This is a genomic window from Comamonas sp. 17RB, from assembly GCF_030056555.1.
In the GTDB taxonomy this organism is placed as follows: Bacteria; Pseudomonadota; Gammaproteobacteria; order Burkholderiales; family Burkholderiaceae_C; genus Comamonas; species Comamonas terrigena.
Window position 1 is genome coordinate 1 of the sequence record NZ_JASHHY010000015.1, and the last position, 15,501, is coordinate 15,501.

The following is a 15,501-nucleotide window of genomic DNA, read 5'->3' on the forward strand; positions in this document are numbered from 1 at the left end:
ATTCCACATTGCTCACGCTGGTGGTGATCAAGGCCTTGATTTCCTTGGCGGCTTCGGCGCTGCGGCCGGCCAGGGAGCGCACTTCCCCAGCCACCACGGCAAAGCCGCGGCCCTGCTCACCGGCACGGGCGGCTTCCACCGCCGCGTTCAGCGCCAGGATGTTGGTCTGGAAGGCAATGCCATCGATCACGCCAATGATGTCGCTGATGCGGCGGCTGCTGTCGGTGATCTGCTGCATGGAATGCACCACCTGCTGCACCACCGAGCCGCCCCGCTCGGCCGCCTGGGCGGCCATGCCGGCCAGCTGATTGGCCTGGCGGGCGGTCTCGGACGATTGCGTCACGGTGGACGTCAGCTCTTCCATGCTGGCAGCAGTTTCTTCCAGGTTGGCGGCAGTCTGTTCGGTACGGGCCGACAGGTCCTGGTTGCCGGTGGCAATCTGGCTGGACGCCGCCGATACCGATTCCACCCCGCTGCGCACCTCACCCACCACCGAACGCAGACGCACGGCCATGCGGTCCAGTGCGTTCAGCAGATGGCCGAATTCATCCTTGCGCTCCACCTTGGCCTGGACCGTCAGGTCGCCGTTGCCGATGGATTCCGCCACCTGCACAGCATGCTCCAGTGGCTGGGTGATGGTGTGGATGATCTTGCGCATGACCAGCACCAGCACCAGAGCCAGCACCACCATGGCAATCGCACCGGCAACGGCCAGGGTCTGCTGTTCGACCTTGGCCTGGGCGATGCCTGCATCACGCTGGCGCTCCTGCAGCGCCACAAAATCGTTCAGGCTGGCCGCGTATTTTTCGGCGGCCGGCAGGTAATCCTGGCGGGCAAAGTCGGTGCGGGCCGAGAAGGACTCCGACTGGCGCACGCTGTCCAGCTGCTGCATGATCGCAGCCACCTTGTCGGCCTCCCGCACCACCGCGGCCAATCCCTCACGGTCGGCCTCGGTCTGCAGGCCCTGCTCCACCGCCTTGCGCGCATCGGCAATCATGGTGCGGCCGTCATTCAGGCGCAGGTTGAACAGGTCCTCCACATGGGGTTCGCTGGTCGCGATGGCGGCAGTGGCCGTCTCCAGGCTCTTGAGGATGGCGCCCTGCCAGCGCAGAGCGGCAGAGATGTTGGCTTCATAGCGCTGCACCGTGCCGACGGTGCTGCCCATCAGGGCATTGGCCTTGTACTGCAGCAGCCCCCCCACGCCCAACACCAGCACCAGCAACGCGACGATGGTGACCCACAGTTTGTGGGAGACCCGCATATTCAAAACGCTCATCCAGACCCTCTTGCCTCATGTGAAGCACCATCCCAGCGACAGTGCGGTAGATGACACCCCCACGCAGCGGAGGACCGCTGCCCATGCAAGAGAAGCAACCTGGCAACCCTGACAAACTGCCGTAGGCCCATGGCTTTGCGACCCCGTCTTTCGCTCGGGTGTGCCGATGGGATCCGATTCTAAAAACATTCAGTTTCATTTGTTCGCAATCCCAAGAAACCCGTATAAAACCGTCTGTTTGTCGACAAATGAGCACAAAAAAAGCACCCGAAGGTGCTTTTTTTGCAGATACGTAGAAAACGCGTCGCCGGGGGCGTCACTCTTCCACGAAGGCTTCTTCGCGCTTGTTCTTCACTGCGGGCAGCGTCACGATGATCAGCAGCAGCAGGGCCAGAGCCAGCATCACGGCAGAGATGGGGCGGGTCACGAAGACCGACCAGTCACCACGCGACAGCAGCAGGGCACGGCGCAGGTTTTCTTCCATCATCGGGCCCAGGATGAAGCCCAGCAGCAGAGGCGCAGGTTCGGTACCCAGCTTGTAGAACACATAGCCGATGAAACCGAAGATACCGACCAGCCAGACGTCGAACTCGGAGTTCTTCGTGCCATACACACCCACCGCGCAGAACAGCACGATGGCGGGGAACAGCCAGCGGTAAGGCACGGACAGCAGCTTGATCCACATGCCGATCATCGGCAGGTTCAAGATGATCAGCATGGCGTTACCGATCCACATCGAGGCGATCAGGCCCCAGAACAGTTCGGGGTTGCTGGTCATCACCTGGGGACCAGGCTGGATGTTGTGGATGGTCATGGCACCCACCATCAGCGCCATCACGGCGTTGGGAGGGATACCCAGGGTCAGCAGAGGAATGAACGAGGTCTGCGAACCGGCGTTGTTGGCCGACTCGGGAGCCGTCACGCCACGGATATTGCCTTGGCCGAAGGGCACTTCGCCCGGACGCAGCTTGGTCTTCTTTTCGATGGTGTACGAAGCGAAGGCCGACAGCATGGCGCCGCCGCCAGGCAGGATACCCAGGGCCGAGCCCAGTACCGTGCCACGGATCATGGCAGGCAGCATCAGCTTGAAGTCTTCCTTGGTGGGCATCAGGCCCTTGACCTTGGCAGTGAACACTTCGCGCTCGTCGTCGGGCTTGGACAGGTTGGCGATGATTTCACCGTAACCGAACACACCCATGGCGATCACCACGAAGTCGATGCCGTCAGTCAGTTCGGGGATGTCAAAGCTGTAACGTGCCACGCCGGAGTTCACGTCGGTACCGATCATGCCGAACAGCAGACCCAGCACGATCATGCCCACTGCCTTCAGCAGGGAGCCGGAAGCCAGCACCACAGCGCCGATCAGGCCCAGGATCATCAGCGAGAAGTATTCAGCAGGGCCGAACTTGAAAGCGATTTCGGTCAGCGGAGGTGCAAAGGCAGCCAGGATCACGGTGCCCACGCAGCCTGCGAAGAACGAACCGATACCGGCAGCCGCCAGTGCAGGACCTGCACGCCCCTTGCGCGCCATCTGGTAGCCGTCGATCATCGTCACCACTGACGAGGACTCACCCGGCAAGTTCACCAAAATGGCCGTGGTCGAACCACCATACTGGGCACCGTAGTAGATACCGGCCAGCATGATCAGCGCAGCCACGGGGGGCAGCGAGTAGGTCGCGGGCAGCAGCATGGCGATGGTCGCCACAGGACCCAGGCCCGGCAAGATACCGATCAGGGTACCCAGCACGCAACCGATCAGCGCGTACAACAGGTTCTGGGCGGTGAATGCAACGCCAAAACCGAGAGCTAAGTTGTCAAAGAGTTCCATGTTCTATATCTCCCGCGATCAGCCGGTAATAAAGGTCGGCCACACCGGGAACTGCAGGTTCAACGCCCACACGAACACCACATAGCTGCCCACAGCCAGCACCAGCGCCAGACCGATCACTTCCTTCAGATTGAAGGTGTAACCCGCGATGCTGGCGATCAGCACCAAGGCAATGATGGCGACCATCAGACCCAGACCGGGGATACCCAGTGCAGGCACACCCACCAGCAAGATGCCGAAGGCGAAGTTGGCTGCCAAAATGAAGAACACCTGTTTCCAGGCCCACTTGCCAATCGGGTCCCCATCATCGGGGCCTTTGACAGTGGCCTTGAAGGCGATGACCAGGCCAATGATGGCCAGGATCACACCCAGGATCAACGGAAAGTAGCCCGGGCCCATACGCGCACCGGTGCCGATGTTGTATTCAGATGCACCGATGGCAAAAGCGCCACCGACCACCAGATACATCAGACCTGCAAAAAAGTCTTTTTGACTCTTGATTTTCACGAAAACGTCTCCTGCGAGGGATTAACGACCGGTGGATTCTGTAAGCAAAGCGTAGGTGATTTGATGTGGATTCCACCTACCAACGGCCTTGATTTCGCCGGCAACCACCCCATATCTCAGCGTTAACCCTTGGATACCTGGTGTGAATCGCGGGTAAACCCGCAAGCAATGCACACGACTTCCGCCCGGTTGGCGCAGGGAGGTCACCGCTTCCGGCAAGGTGCTGCGCCCAACCTCCTGGCGCCTCCCCTTCCCTGTCACACGCAACCGGTTCCTGCCGTGGTGCTGGCCTGGCAGCGGGCCATCTTGCAGGGGCGGCTCCAGCCCGCACCTGCGCCACGCCTGCGAAGCCACCATACGACAGTGCCCGCAGGCAGGCCATGCGGGCACGGGTTGTCAAATTTCTGGGGCGGCATGGTCACAGCCGCTGCAGCCTGCGGCACAGCGTGATCCGCTGGCAGCCGTGCAGACACGACCTCGGTGCCTGACTCTGGGGCAAGCGTCGCTCGACCGGGCGACCACAGCGCATGGCCAGCCACGCCCACTCAAAAGCCGGCGGCCGATTGCACGCGCCAGCGATGGATACCGCTGCGGGACCGCCTAGCTGTGCCCCGCGCCGTCAGACGTAGACGTCAACGCGTCCCGGGCTGGCGGGCTTCTGCGCTGTCGCTGCGTCCGCACCCTGCGCCGCAGCCTGCTTGCGTGCGGCTGCGTCCTGGGCCTGCTGCGCCTGCTGGCGTTGCAGCGCCTCCATCTGGGCCTGCAGCACCTGGATCTGGGCCTGCAGCAGGTCGGACATGCGCTGCTTGGTTTCCGCGTCCATGTCGCTGCTGGAGAGGTCCTTGAGCTTTTGCTGCGTATCCTTGATCTGCTGCTGCAAACGCTGGATTTGCGCCCCCACGTTGGCGGACGACGAGGTGCTCACCGAGGAGCTGGAGGAAGAAATGGACAGGCTCATGCTCTGGTCATCGGCACGTTGCCGGAAAACTTGAGACCCTGCCCAGCTTGCGCCTCAGCCGCCTGTCACCGATTCCTGTACCGGCTTGAGCACCTTGAGCCATTTGGTGGCCGGCAGATCCCAGCACGCCTGCACCGACTCGGCCCGGGATTGGAGCTGCTCGCGCGAAGGACGGCTGGCCACGCGCTGCGCCAGAACCACGGTGTTGCCTTCGCGTGTGGGGCGAAAGGCCCACACGTTCTCCGCCCCGAACACGGCACTGATCTTGTCCAGGCTGGCCTGGTAGCTGCTCATGCGGCCAAACAGGTTCACCGTCATGCAACCTTCCGGCGTCAGGCTGTTGCGGCAATCGGCATAGAAGTCCTCACTGTCCAGCACCGGTGCGGCGGCGTTGTGGTCGTACAGATCCACCTGCAGCGCATCGACCTTGCCCTGCCATTCGGGACGGCGGATTTCCACTGCGGCATCGCCCAGCACCACGCGCAGGCTGTCGCTGTCCGGCGGCAGCTTGAACCAGCTGCGGCAGATGTTCACCACCTGGGGGTTCAGCTCGATGGCCGTGGTCGGCATGCGCAGTTTCTTGTGGTGGAACTTGGTCAGCGCCGCCGCACCCAGGCCCAGCTGCAGCGCCTGGCGACTGGCCACGCTTTCGGGCGGCACAAACAGCAGCCAGGCCATCATGCGCTGCACGTATTCCAGATCGATCTCGAACGGCTCCTTGAGCTTCATCGATCCTTGCACCCAGGGCGTTCCCAGGTGCAGATAGCGCGAGACGCCATCGTCCGAGACGCTGACTTCGGGCAGCTCGTTCACAGTGGCACTTGCGGCCGGTTTCTTGCGGGAAGCCACGTTCTTCAATCCTTGTCCAACAATCCATGGGCGGCCATCACCTGCTGCCAGGCCTGCAGCTTGCGCTCCATGCTCCAGCTGGCATTGGCCGGGCTGGTGGAAGGCAGCTGGTGCACCTGCAGGCCCAGGCCATGCAGGGCGCGGGCATGCTTGGCGCTTTCGCCCCCGTTGTGCGCCACAGCCACCAGCTGCGGGCAGCGCTGCCTCAGCGCCGCAAAATCATTCACCTGCGGGTAGCGGATGGCGCTGTCCAGGCTGCCCTGGCGCTCGCAGCTGGCATACACATCCCACAGGCCCAGTCCGCGCGCCAGCAGCCATTCGCAGCGATCGGCGTAATCGGCGCGGTCCGGCTGCGGATGCTGCGGCCACAGCCGCTGCAAGATGGGCCAGAACTGGTTGCGCGGGTGGCCGTAATACTGCCGGGCCTGCAGCGAGGCCACGCCCGGAAAACTGCCCAGCACCACCAGCCGTGTGCGTGCATCGGCGACCGGCGGCAGGCCCTGCAGGCGCGGGGCAGTGGACGAAGCGGACACGGTGGCAGACGGCATGCTCGCGATTGTGCGGGCAATGCATGCCGCACGCCGGGGCGCGGTTATTGCACAGGTACAGGCATGGGCCGGTGCCTGACCACGGGCGCCTGTGGCCTGTGGCCTGTGGCCTGTGGCCTGCGACCTGTGTCCCACCAGACATGGCGCCTGCGGTGCCAGTGGCTTCAGTCTGCAGGGCAGGCTGGCAGGCCGCGCAGGGCAGCGCGCGCATTGGCCGTGGTGGCCGTCTGCAGCGCTGGCAGCGGCAGCCCCCGCAGCCGGGCGATCTCCTGGGCGATGCGCGGCAACTCGGCGCTGGTGTTGCGCCCCTGCGGCTGGCCGGCAGCACGCTGCTCGGCCGTGGTGTAGAGCCAGTGCGGCGGAATATCGGGCGCATCGGTTTCCAGCACGATGCTCTCCAGGGGTAGTGTGGCCGCCAGCTCGCGCAGCTTGAGCGCACGGTCATAGGTGATGGCGCCACCAAATCCCAGTTTGAAGCCCAGATCGATGAAGGCCTGCGCCTGCTGGACGCTGCCATTGAAGGCATGGGCAATGCCGCCCACCACGGGCGTAGCACGCAGGGTCTTGAGCAGGCGGTCACTGCTTTTTCGCACATGCAGGATCACCGGCAGGCCAAAGGTGCGGGCCAGCTGGATTTGCTGTTCGTAGAACCAGATCTGGCGCTCGTGGTCCAGGCCGGGCACAAAGAAATCCAGCCCCATCTCGCCCACTGCCACCAGTTGCGGATCGCCCTGGCGCTCGGCCAGCACGGCGCGCAGCGCGGCGATGTCCGCTTCCTGTGCACGTGGCGTGTACAGCGGGTGGATGCCCAGGGCGTAGCTGTCGCCATGGCGCTGGGCCAGGGCGATCGCGCCGCTCCAGTGGGCACGCTCCACGGCGGGAATGACGATGTGCTCCACGCCTCGCGCGCGGGCGGCAGCGCGCACGGCATCGCGGTCGGCGTCGAACTCCGGTGCATCCAGGTGGCAATGGGTGTCGATCCAGCAAGACATGGCCGGGATGATGCCACCGCCCATCCGGCGCACCGCCGCCAACGGTTGCCGCCGGGGCACTTTATTCCCTGCATGGCCGGTTTTTTGCCGCATAAAAGCTACTGGGCATGCCCAGGCCCTTGCACACCGATCCGTACGCCTGGTGCATTGACAGCCCAAGCACCACCGGAAGCAGCCATGCCATTTTTTGATTGGAAACGCCGGCAGCAGCGGGAACTGGACGGGCAGTTGCAAGCCATCCACAAGTCGCAGGCCGTGATCGAATTCAACCTGCAAGGCCAGATACTCCAGGCCAACGACAATTTTCTGCGCTGCACCGGTTACACCCTGGCCGAAGTGCTGCACCAGCACCACCGCATGTTTGTGGAGCCTGCCTATGCGGCCAGCCCGGCCTATGCCGACTTCTGGCGCCGCCTGGCCCAGGGCGAAGCCGAAACCGGCCGCTACTGCCGGCTGGCCAAGGGCGGGCGTGAAGTCTGGCTGCAGGCCTGCTACAGCCCCATCTACGACGCCCACGGCAAACCCTACAAGGTGGTGAAATACGCCACCGACATCACCCAGCAGCAGGAACGCGAGGCCGATGCGCAAGGCCAGCTGGCGGCCATCTCCAAGGTGCAGGCCATCATCGAGTTTGCGCTGGACGGCACCATCCTGCACGCCAACGAGCTGTTCCTGCGCACCACAGGCTACGCGCTGTCAGAGATTGTCGGCAAGCACCACCGCATCTTCATGCCCCCTGGCGAGGCCCAAAGCCCGGCCTACCGCACGTTCTGGGAACGCCTGGCGCAGGGCAAGCATGATGCCGGCCAGTACCAGCGCATGGGCAAGAACGGCAAGCCCATCTGGATCGAGGCCAGCTACAACCCCATCCTGGACGCCAACGGCCGACCGTTCAAGGTGGTGAAGTACGCCACCGACATCACCCGCAGCCACACCGCTGCCCTGACACTGCGCACCGCGGTGCAGGAGCTGGGCCACAGCGCCGAGCACACCCACCAGGCCAACCAGCTGGCACAGAACGCCAGCGCCATCGCGGAGACCGGCGGCAGCACCATGCGCGACGTGGTGCAGACCATGGAGCAGATCCGCAGCGGAGCGCTGCGCATCGCCGACATCATCGGCCTGATGGATGCCATCACCTTCCAGACCAATATCCTGGCGCTGAACGCCGCCGTGGAAGCCGCCCGCGCCGGCGAGCAGGGCCGGGGTTTTGCCGTGGTGGCCAGCGAGGTGCGCTCCCTGGCCGGGCGCAGCGCCACGGCCGCCAAGGAAATCAAGCAGCTGATCCAGGCCTCCAATGCGCAGGTGGCCCGGGGAGCGGAACTGGTGCAGCGCGCCGGCGACACCATGGAAGGCATTGTCCAGGCCTCGCGCGAGGTCAGCAGCATCCTGGGCAATGTGGCCAGCCATGCCATCGCCCAGTCTGCCCAGTTGCGCAGCCTGAGCGACGCCCTCAGCAACCAGGACCACCAGAACCACCAGGACCGGCAGGTCGCCCCAAGCCCTGTGGCACAACTGCCCGCACGACCCATGGCCCGGCCGTCCATCTGCCCGGCCTAGGCCAGGCGGCCGGCTCGGCGCCGGCAGCGCCCACCGTGTCCAGAGCGGCGGACACACCACCGCGTACGCGGGTGGTGTAAGAGGTGCTTACTGCAGCTGGCCTTGCACCAGGCGCACCACGCGGTCGCAGCGCGCTGCCAGGGTTTCATCGTGGGTGACCAGCACAAATGCCGTGCCATGGCTGCGCGCCAGCTCCAGCATCAGGGCGAACACGCTGTCGGCGGTGGAACGGTCCAGGTTGCCGGTGGGTTCGTCCGCCAGCACGCACGCGGGCTGGGTGACCAGCGCCCGGGCAATGGCCACGCGCTGGCGCTCGCCGCCGGACAGTTCGGCCGGGCGGTGCTCCAGCCGGGGCGACAGCCCCACGGCCGCCAGCATCTGTGCGGCCTGCTCCATGGTCTGACCCTTGTCCATACGGCGGATGCGCAGCGGCATGCCCACATTCTCCTGCGCGGTGAACTCCGGCAGCAGGTGGTGGAACTGGTAGATGAAGCCCAGATGGCGGTTGCGCAGCGCGCCCTGCTTTTGCGGGCTGAGCTGGTGCAGCGGCTGGCCCATCAGCTGCACGCTGCCGGTGCTGGGGGCATCCAGCCCGCCCAGCAGATGCAGCAGCGTGCTCTTGCCCGAGCCTGAGGCGCCGACGATGGCCAGCGTCTCGCCGGCATGCACCGTCAGGTCCACACCGCGCAGCACATGCACATCCAGCTTGCCTTCGGTAAAACGCTTGCCCAGTCCGCAGGCTTCCAACACGACTTGCTTATTCATAACGCAGGGCCTCCGCCGGGTTCACGCGGCTGGCCCGCCAGCTGGGGTAGATGGTGGCCACGAAGGCCAGGATCAGGGAGATGATGCCTATGGGCACGATGTCGCTGCTTTGCGGATCGCTGGGCATCTTGCTGATCAGGTAGATGTCCTTGGGCAGGAAACTGGCGCCCAGCAAATGTTCGATGGCCGGCACGATGACGTCGATGTTCAGCGCCACCAGCAGGCCCAGTGCCAGGCCGCCAAAGGTTCCGATCACCCCCACCATGGCGCCTTGCACCATGAAGATGCCCATGATGGACGAGGGAGAGGCGCCCAAGGTGCGCAGGATGGCGATGTCAGCGCGCTTGTCGGTCACCGTCATCACCAGCGTCGACACCAGATTGAATGCGGCCACGGCCACGATCAGGGTCAGGATGATGAACATCATGCGTTTTTCCACCTGCACGGCCGCAAACCAGGTCTTGTTCTGCTGCGTCCAGTCCCGGATGAACAGGTGGTCGCTCAGCGTGTTGACCAGCTCGCGCGCCACTGCGGGCGCGGCGTGCAGATCCTGCAGCTTCAGGCGGATGCCGGTGGGTCCTTCCAGGCGGAACAGGCGCTGCGCATCCTCGTAGTGCAGCATGGCCATGGAAGAGTCGTATTCGTAGTGGCCGGAGTCGAAGGTGCCCGACACCGTCATCTGCTTGAGGCGAGGCACCACGCCGGCCGGCGTGACCTGGCCGCCCGGCGCGATCAGCGTGACCACATCGCCCACGCGCACGCCCAGCGACCGGGCCAGTTCCACCCCCAGCACCACGTGGAAGCTGCCGGAGGTCAGCGTGGCCAGGGCCGGCGCATTGTGCGTGGCCACATCCGTGACCTCGCCTTCGTGGGCCGGGTCAATGCCGCGCACCAGGGCGCCCTTCATGTCCTCGCCACGCGCCAGCAGCGCCTGGGCGGCGACAAAAGGCGCGGCCCCGACCACTGCCGGGTTGGACTTGGCCTCGGCCATGGTGCGGTTCACATCGGGCAGCGCCGAGCCATCGGGGGCGAAAATCTCGATGTGCGAGACCACGCTGAGCATGCGGTCGCGCACTTCTTTCTGAAAACCGTTCATCACGCTCAGCACAATGATCAGCGCCGCAACGCCAAGCGCGATGCCCAGCATGGACACGCCAGAGATGAACGAGATAAAACCGTTACGCCGCGTGGCGCGGCCGGCGCGCGTGTAGCGCCAGCCCAAAGCCAGTTCATAGGGAAATTGCATGGTGGCCGCATTGTGGCATTGCCGGCACAAGCCCAGAACCGTGCCGGTCTTGGCAGGCTTGTGACGACCTGTGACGGCCCGCGCGCACCGGGGCCGGTCAGCGTCCGGCGGCTAGATCCAGCCCAGCGCGCCCAGCAAGGCGCCCGCGCCCAGCATCCACAACAGGTGCACCCGTGTCTTCCACACCAGCAGCGTGGTGGTGGCGGCAATCAGCCAGGGCACCCAGCGGTGCAGGGCGCCGGTGTCGCGTGCCGCCAGGATCCAGCCCGTGGCCAGCACCAGCCCCACCACCAGCGGCACCATGCCCAGGCGGAAGGCCCGCACCGAGCGGCGATGGCGGTTCTGCCGCATCCAGCGCGTGCTGGTCCACACCAGGATGGAGCTGGGCAGCAGCATGCCCAGCATGCAGGCCAGGCAGCCGCCCAGCGCCGCCAGCCAGGTGATGGCGCCCCGGTCCGCGCCCACCGCATTCAGGCCAATGTTCCAGCCCAGCAGGGCCACGTACATGATGTTGGGGCCCGGCGCCGCCTGGGCGATCGAGATCGAGGTGGAGAACTGGTCGCCGGACAGCCAGCCTTTGCCATCCACCACATGGCGGTACATATCGGGCGCCGTAGCCATGGCACCGCCCACCGACAGCAGCGACAAGGACAGGAAATAGGCCAGCAGCTGCAGCCAGCCGGCCGCATCCAGCACCAGAGGGGTCAGTCCTGTCGTCATGCTGCGAGCTTTCTCCAGGTCAGCCAGCAACCGGCACCGCCGACCACCGGCAGCACCCACCACAGCGGCCATTGCAGCCACACCATCATGGCGAACGCGGCTGCCGCCAGCAGCCAGCCGAACCACAGCGCCAGCGGATGGCCCACCAACCCGGCTGATAGCTTGATGCCCGTGCCCAGCACCAGCCCGGCCGCCACCGCCCCCATGCCACGCAGCGCCCCCGCCACCGCCGGGTGGTCGGCCCATTGGATGTAGAGGCTGCCCAGCGCCAACACCAGCACAGTGGGCGCCAGCAACATGCCCGCAATGGCCGCCAGTGCGCCGCGCAAGCCAAAGTGGCGTTCACCGAACATGATGCAGAGGTTGACCACATTCGGCCCCGGAAACACCTGGGCTGCGGCCCAGTCCTGCAGGAACTCTTCCTGCGTCATCCAGCGGCGGCGTTCCACCATCTCACGCTGGATCACCGCCATCACGCCGCCAAAGCCCTGCAGCGCCAGCAAGGAAAACGCCCAGAACATGGCGGCGGGCGACGCGGGTGCGCACGGCGCCGCCGTGGCACTGGGGGTATCGGGCACGGGAGAGGTCATGGCAGGCAGCGCGGCGCAAGGCAATGGAGGGAGAGCTGGATGCTACTGCCAGCGGCCCTGCGCTGCCGCCACCCCTGAGACAGACAGGGCACGCAATGGGCGATGCTGGACCTGCACAAATCCTGGGACCCACCCCCTTGCCAGGCCACTGACTACCAGAAGCACCGCACCGTGCCGCGGTGGGCACGGCCGCCCGGAACCAGGGAGATGCCGGTGCCGGCGCGGCACGTCCCCGGCCCTTGGCCGACAATAGCGGCCATGTCCGTCCCCTCGCTCCCGTTTCCCCACACCGGCGTCGCCGCTGCCACCGCCGGCCACCGCCAGGTGCTGATCCCCTACGCTGCCATGACCGGCGTGGACTGGCAATACCAGGGCCAGCCGCTGAAACTGCCGCAGCTGGACGCAGTGCTGGCCCGGCTGGCCGCCGCCGACACCCTGTCGGGCGACGAGGACGACCTCAGCCCCCCGCACGAGCGCATGGCCGCCCTGTGGCGCGGCTGGGCCGACCTGGCGGCCACACGCAACATCAGCCTGCCCTGGGCCGCACTGGCCGCCGCCAGCCGGCCCGACTGCGCCCAAGGCGGCACGGCCGGCGGGGCCTGGGCCTTCATGAGCCCCTGCCACTGGACCGCCGGCGCCGACCAGATCCGCATGGACAACCCGGCCGATCTGCAGCTGGACGAAGCCGATTCCCGCGCCCTGCTGGCCCTGTTGTCGCCCTGGTTTGCCGAGGACGGCTTTCACCTGCACTACGAGCGCCCGGACCGCTGGCTGGTGCATGGCCCGGCCTTGCAGGCGCTGCAATCGGCCGCACTGGACCGCGTGCTGCTGCGCGACGTACGCCACTGGCAGCCCGATGCCGGACAGAACCGCACGCTGCAGCGCCTGCACAGCGAAGTGCAGATGCTGCTCTACACCCATGCCTTCAACGACCGGCGTGCCGAACGCGGCCAGTTGCCCGTCAACGCCTTCTGGCTGTATGGCGCCGGCGCCCTGCCCGCTTCGCGTGCACCGGTTACCAGCCCCAACCCGGAGGTCTGGGAGCAGTTGCGCGTGCCCGCGCTGACCGGCAGCCACGACAGCTGGTTGCAAGCCTGGGCGGACCTCGACGCCGGCCCCATGGCCGATCTGCTGCACCATCTGCACAGCGGAGGCACCGCCACCCTGGCCCTGTGCGGTGAACGCAGCGCACGCAGCTTCACCACGGGGCCCCGCAGCCTGGGCCAGCGCATCCAGAGCATCTTGAAGCCCCAGCGCTTTAGCAGCGTGCGTGAAGCGCTATGAAAATCATTGCCAAAGAGATTCCCGAAGCCAGCGTGCAACAGCTGGTAGCCGCCGGCGTGCACCCGCTGTGGGCGCGCCTGTATGTCGCACGCGGCGTGTGCTCGGCCGACGAGCTGGACCCCGCCCTGGGCAAGCTGCTGCCGCCATCCACCCTGCTGGGCGTGGAACAGGCCGCCCGCGTGCTGGCCGATGCCATTGCGCAGCAGCAGCACCTGTGCATCGTGGCCGACTATGACTGCGACGGCGCCACCGCCTGCGCCGTGGCCGTGCGCGGCCTGCGCATGCTGGGCGCGCGCCAGGTCAGCTATGAGGTGCCGGACCGTGTGGTGGACGGCTATGGCCTGTCCGCACCCATTGCCCGCCGCGTCAAGGACAAAGGTGCCGACGTGCTGGTGACCGTGGACAACGGCATCGGCAGCATCGACGGCGTGGCCGCCGCCACCGCCCTGGGCCTGACGGTGGTGGTGACCGACCACCACCTGCCAGGCGAACAGCTGCCCCAGCCCCACGCCATGGTCAACCCCAACCAGCCCGGCTGCGGTTTTGCCAGCAAGGCTTTGGCCGGCGTGGGCGTGATGTTCTACGTGCTGCTGGCCCTGCGCAGCGAGCTGCGCGCGCGCGGCGTCTTCGATGCCGGCAACCAGCCCAAGCTGGACACCTTGCTGCCCCTGGTGGCCCTGGGCACGGTGGCCGATGTGGTCAAGCTGGACGCCAACAACCGCCGCCTGGTCGCCCAGGGGCTGCAGCGCATCCGCAAAGGCCATATGCAGGCCGGCATCCGCGCACTGTACGAAGCGGCCGGCCGGGAGTTCCAGCAGGCCGCCACATCCGACTTCGGCTTTGCACTGGGCCCGCGCATCAACGCCGCAGGCCGTCTGGCGGACATGACCATCGGCATCGAATGCCTGACCACCGACAACTACGAGCACGCGCTGACACTGGCACGCCAGCTCAACAGCATCAACCGCGAGCGCCAGGAGATCGAAGGCGGCATGCGCCAGCAGGCCTTTGCCCTGGCCGATGAACTGTTCGAGGACGGCATCCTTCCGCCACCGGCCGTGAGCGTGTTCGATCCGGACTTTCACGAAGGCGTGGTCGGCATCGTGGCCTCGCGCGTCAAGGACCGCCTGCACCGACCCACGTTTGTGTTTGCCGCCAGCCAGGCGCCCGGCAAGGAGCACGAACTCAAGGGCTCCGGCCGCTCCATCCCCGGTTTTCACCTGCGCGATGCGCTGGATCTGGTGGGCAAGCGCCACCCCGGCCTGCTGCTGCGCTTTGGCGGCCATGCCATGGCGGCCGGCTGCACCATTCCCGAAGAAGGCTTTGAAACCTTCGAGCAGGCCTTTTCCCGGGTGGCCCAGGAATGGCTGGACGCCGCCACGCTGACGCGCTGCGTGGAAACCGATGGCCCGCTGCGCCCCGAATTCCGCCAGGCCGAGATGGTGGAACGCCTGAACCTCGATGTCTGGGGCCAGGGCTTTGCCCACCCCACGTTCAGCGAGGAAGTGGAAGTGGTCTCCCAGCGCCTGGTGGGTGAGAAGCACCTGAAGCTGCAGCTGCGCCACCAGGGCGATGTGGTGGATGGCATCTGGTTTGGCCGCACCGAGCCGGTGCCCGAGCGGGTGTACCTGGCCTTCCGCCTGGACATCAACGAATGGCGCGGCGAGCGCAAGGTGCAGTTTCTGATTGAAGGCGCGGAGTGCTGAACACGGTCTGCACCCTGCCCTTCAGCCGGCCTGCTGCATCGCCCTTTTGCTGCTGATCGCCGGTCTATGAAAAAAGCCCTGTGCAGGCATCTGCACAGGGCTTTTTGTTTGAAGACCCGGCACAGCACGGTACATGCCCGTGCTCGTGCCTGTTCCGTGGAGCGAATTAAAAGGTTTCCCAGTCGTCATCCGCCGTGGTGGCGGCCACCGTCTGTGGCTTGGACGGCAAGGCGGCGGCGGGCTTGGCTGCCGCTGCCGCAGGGGAAGACGCCGGCGCCAGGGTTTTGCGCGGCGCCGCCACACCGCCGGATACGGGTTTGGCCACAGGCGCAGGGGCCTTGCGCGGTGCCGCCGTGGGGGCGGGCGCCAGGCGCGGCGCGGCCGCGCTGCGCACCAGGCTTTCCTGGCCCACGTTGAACACCGCCACCACCTGCTCCAGGCGCTGGGCCTGTTCGCGCATTGCCGTGGCCGCGGCCGTGGATTCCTCCACCAGCGCCGCGTTCTGCTGTGTCATCTGGTCCAGGTTGCCAATGGCGCTGTTGACCTGGCCGATACCGTCACGCTGTTCCAGCGAGGCGGCGGTGATTTCGCCAATCAGATCACTGACACGGCGCACGCTCTGCACGATCTCCTGCATGCTCTGGCCGGCCTGTTCCACCTGCTGCGAGCCCG

The 15,501-nt window shown here is 66.1% G+C and carries 15 protein-coding genes and 1 riboswitch; of the genes, 3 read left to right on the forward strand and 12 right to left on the reverse strand.

Going from position 1 to position 15,501, the window contains the following annotated elements; translation table 11 throughout:
* The 7 genes from QM470_RS21210 to QM470_RS21240 form a co-directional block, all read right to left on the reverse strand.
* Nucleotides 1-1,276: methyl-accepting chemotaxis protein (locus tag QM470_RS21210; RefSeq protein ID WP_283340650.1), on the reverse strand; the 1,276-nt coding region annotated here is incomplete at its 3' end.
* 90 nt (nt 1,277-1,366) lie between these two features.
* A riboswitch (cyclic di-GMP riboswitch) is annotated at nt 1,367-1,451 on the reverse strand.
* Between the two features lie 141 nt (nt 1,452-1,592).
* Nucleotides 1,593-3,104, reverse strand: a complete 1,512-nt coding sequence (locus tag QM470_RS21215; RefSeq protein ID WP_283340651.1) for a tripartite tricarboxylate transporter permease — start codon at nt 3,102-3,104, stop codon at nt 1,593-1,595.
* Nucleotides 3,105-3,122: 18 nt separating this feature from the next.
* Nucleotides 3,123-3,611 carry a tripartite tricarboxylate transporter TctB family protein gene (locus QM470_RS21220; RefSeq protein WP_283340652.1) on the reverse strand — a complete coding sequence of 163 codons (489 nt, stop codon included), beginning with the start codon at nt 3,609-3,611 and terminating at the stop codon, nt 3,123-3,125.
* Nucleotides 3,612-4,230: 619 nt separating this feature from the next.
* Complete coding sequence (locus QM470_RS21225; RefSeq protein ID WP_283340653.1) at nt 4,231-4,569, reverse strand: FlxA-like family protein; 339 nt, start codon at nt 4,567-4,569, stop codon at nt 4,231-4,233.
* Between the two features lie 54 nt (nt 4,570-4,623).
* Entirely contained in the window at nt 4,624-5,418 is a 795-nt protein-coding gene (locus QM470_RS21230) for a class I SAM-dependent methyltransferase (protein WP_283340654.1), read from the reverse strand.
* A gap of 5 nt (nt 5,419-5,423) precedes the next feature.
* The gene (locus QM470_RS21235) at nt 5,424-5,966 is read right to left on the reverse strand and encodes a DNA-deoxyinosine glycosylase (protein ID WP_283340655.1); all 543 of its coding nucleotides are present in this window, start codon (nt 5,964-5,966) and stop codon (nt 5,424-5,426) included.
* A 164-nt stretch (nt 5,967-6,130) separates the two neighbouring features.
* Complete coding sequence (locus tag QM470_RS21240; RefSeq protein WP_283340656.1) at nt 6,131-6,958, reverse strand: TatD family hydrolase; 828 nt, start codon at nt 6,956-6,958, stop codon at nt 6,131-6,133.
* A gap of 177 nt (nt 6,959-7,135) precedes the next feature.
* Between QM470_RS21240 and QM470_RS21415 the strand changes: the two genes are divergently transcribed.
* Nucleotides 7,136-8,518, forward strand: coding sequence for a methyl-accepting chemotaxis protein (locus QM470_RS21415; RefSeq protein WP_349307073.1), 1,383 nt, complete (start codon nt 7,136-7,138; stop codon nt 8,516-8,518).
* A gap of 87 nt (nt 8,519-8,605) precedes the next feature.
* Here the strand turns inward: QM470_RS21415 and lolD are convergent, their stop codons facing one another.
* The 4 genes from lolD to QM470_RS21270 all read right to left on the reverse strand — a co-directional run bounded on the left by lolD (nt 8,606) and on the right by QM470_RS21270 (nt 11,839).
* Nucleotides 8,606-9,283 carry a lipoprotein-releasing ABC transporter ATP-binding protein LolD gene (lolD, locus tag QM470_RS21255; protein WP_283340657.1) on the reverse strand — a complete coding sequence of 226 codons (678 nt, stop codon included), beginning with the start codon at nt 9,281-9,283 and terminating at the stop codon, nt 8,606-8,608.
* Nucleotides 9,276-10,529 carry a lipoprotein-releasing ABC transporter permease subunit gene (locus QM470_RS21260; protein ID WP_066542042.1) on the reverse strand — a complete coding sequence of 418 codons (1,254 nt, stop codon included), beginning with the start codon at nt 10,527-10,529 and terminating at the stop codon, nt 9,276-9,278. Before QM470_RS21260 ends, lolD begins: the two co-directional genes overlap by 8 nt.
* 111 nt (nt 10,530-10,640) lie before the next feature.
* Nucleotides 10,641-11,249 (reverse strand): chromate transporter, encoded by a 609-nt coding sequence (locus QM470_RS21265; protein WP_066542044.1) that lies wholly within the window; start codon nt 11,247-11,249, stop codon nt 10,641-10,643.
* Nucleotides 11,246-11,839 carry a chromate transporter gene (locus QM470_RS21270; protein WP_066542046.1) on the reverse strand — a complete coding sequence of 198 codons (594 nt, stop codon included), beginning with the start codon at nt 11,837-11,839 and terminating at the stop codon, nt 11,246-11,248. The genes QM470_RS21265 and QM470_RS21270 overlap by 4 nt, the downstream gene beginning before the upstream one ends.
* Before the next feature lie 258 nt (nt 11,840-12,097).
* On the opposite strand from QM470_RS21270, the gene QM470_RS21275 reads away from it, so the two are divergent.
* A complete protein-coding gene (locus tag QM470_RS21275) occupies nt 12,098-13,123 on the forward strand; it encodes a phosphoglycerate mutase (RefSeq protein ID WP_255578947.1) in 1,026 nt (341 codons plus the stop codon).
* Nucleotides 13,120-14,829 (forward strand): single-stranded-DNA-specific exonuclease RecJ, encoded by a 1,710-nt coding sequence (gene recJ / locus QM470_RS21280; RefSeq protein ID WP_283340658.1) that lies wholly within the window; start codon nt 13,120-13,122, stop codon nt 14,827-14,829. Before QM470_RS21275 ends, recJ begins: the two co-directional genes overlap by 4 nt.
* 166 nt (nt 14,830-14,995) lie before the next feature.
* On the opposite strand, the gene QM470_RS21285 is transcribed toward recJ, so the two are convergent.
* Nucleotides 14,996-15,501: methyl-accepting chemotaxis protein (locus QM470_RS21285; RefSeq protein WP_349307074.1), on the reverse strand; the 506-nt coding region annotated here is incomplete at its 5' end.

What these genes read in the sequence shown, in the direction of transcription:
- QM470_RS21235 (WP_283340655.1), bottom strand. Translation starts at nt 5,966, where the DNA reads ATGCCGTCTGCCACCGTGTCCGCTTCGTCCACTGCCCCGCGCCTGCAG.
- QM470_RS21260 (WP_066542042.1), bottom strand. Translation starts at nt 10,529, where the DNA reads ATGCAATTTCCCTATGAACTGGCTTTGGGCTGGCGCTACACGCGCGCC.
- QM470_RS21270 (WP_066542046.1), bottom strand. Translation starts at nt 11,839, where the DNA reads ATGACCTCTCCCGTGCCCGATACCCCCAGTGCCACGGCGGCGCCGTGC.
- QM470_RS21240 (WP_283340656.1), bottom strand. Translation starts at nt 6,958, where the DNA reads ATGTCTTGCTGGATCGACACCCATTGCCACCTGGATGCACCGGAGTTC.
- QM470_RS21265 (WP_066542044.1), bottom strand. Translation starts at nt 11,249, where the DNA reads ATGACGACAGGACTGACCCCTCTGGTGCTGGATGCGGCCGGCTGGCTG.
- QM470_RS21225 (WP_283340653.1), bottom strand. Translation starts at nt 4,569, where the DNA reads ATGAGCCTGTCCATTTCTTCCTCCAGCTCCTCGGTGAGCACCTCGTCG.
- QM470_RS21415 (WP_349307073.1), top strand. Translation starts at nt 7,136, where the DNA reads ATGCCATTTTTTGATTGGAAACGCCGGCAGCAGCGGGAACTGGACGGG.
- lolD (WP_283340657.1), bottom strand. Translation starts at nt 9,283, where the DNA reads ATGAATAAGCAAGTCGTGTTGGAAGCCTGCGGACTGGGCAAGCGTTTT.
- QM470_RS21275 (WP_255578947.1), top strand. Translation starts at nt 12,098, where the DNA reads ATGTCCGTCCCCTCGCTCCCGTTTCCCCACACCGGCGTCGCCGCTGCC.
- QM470_RS21215 (WP_283340651.1), bottom strand. Translation starts at nt 3,104, where the DNA reads ATGGAACTCTTTGACAACTTAGCTCTCGGTTTTGGCGTTGCATTCACC.
- recJ (WP_283340658.1), top strand. Translation starts at nt 13,120, where the DNA reads ATGAAAATCATTGCCAAAGAGATTCCCGAAGCCAGCGTGCAACAGCTG.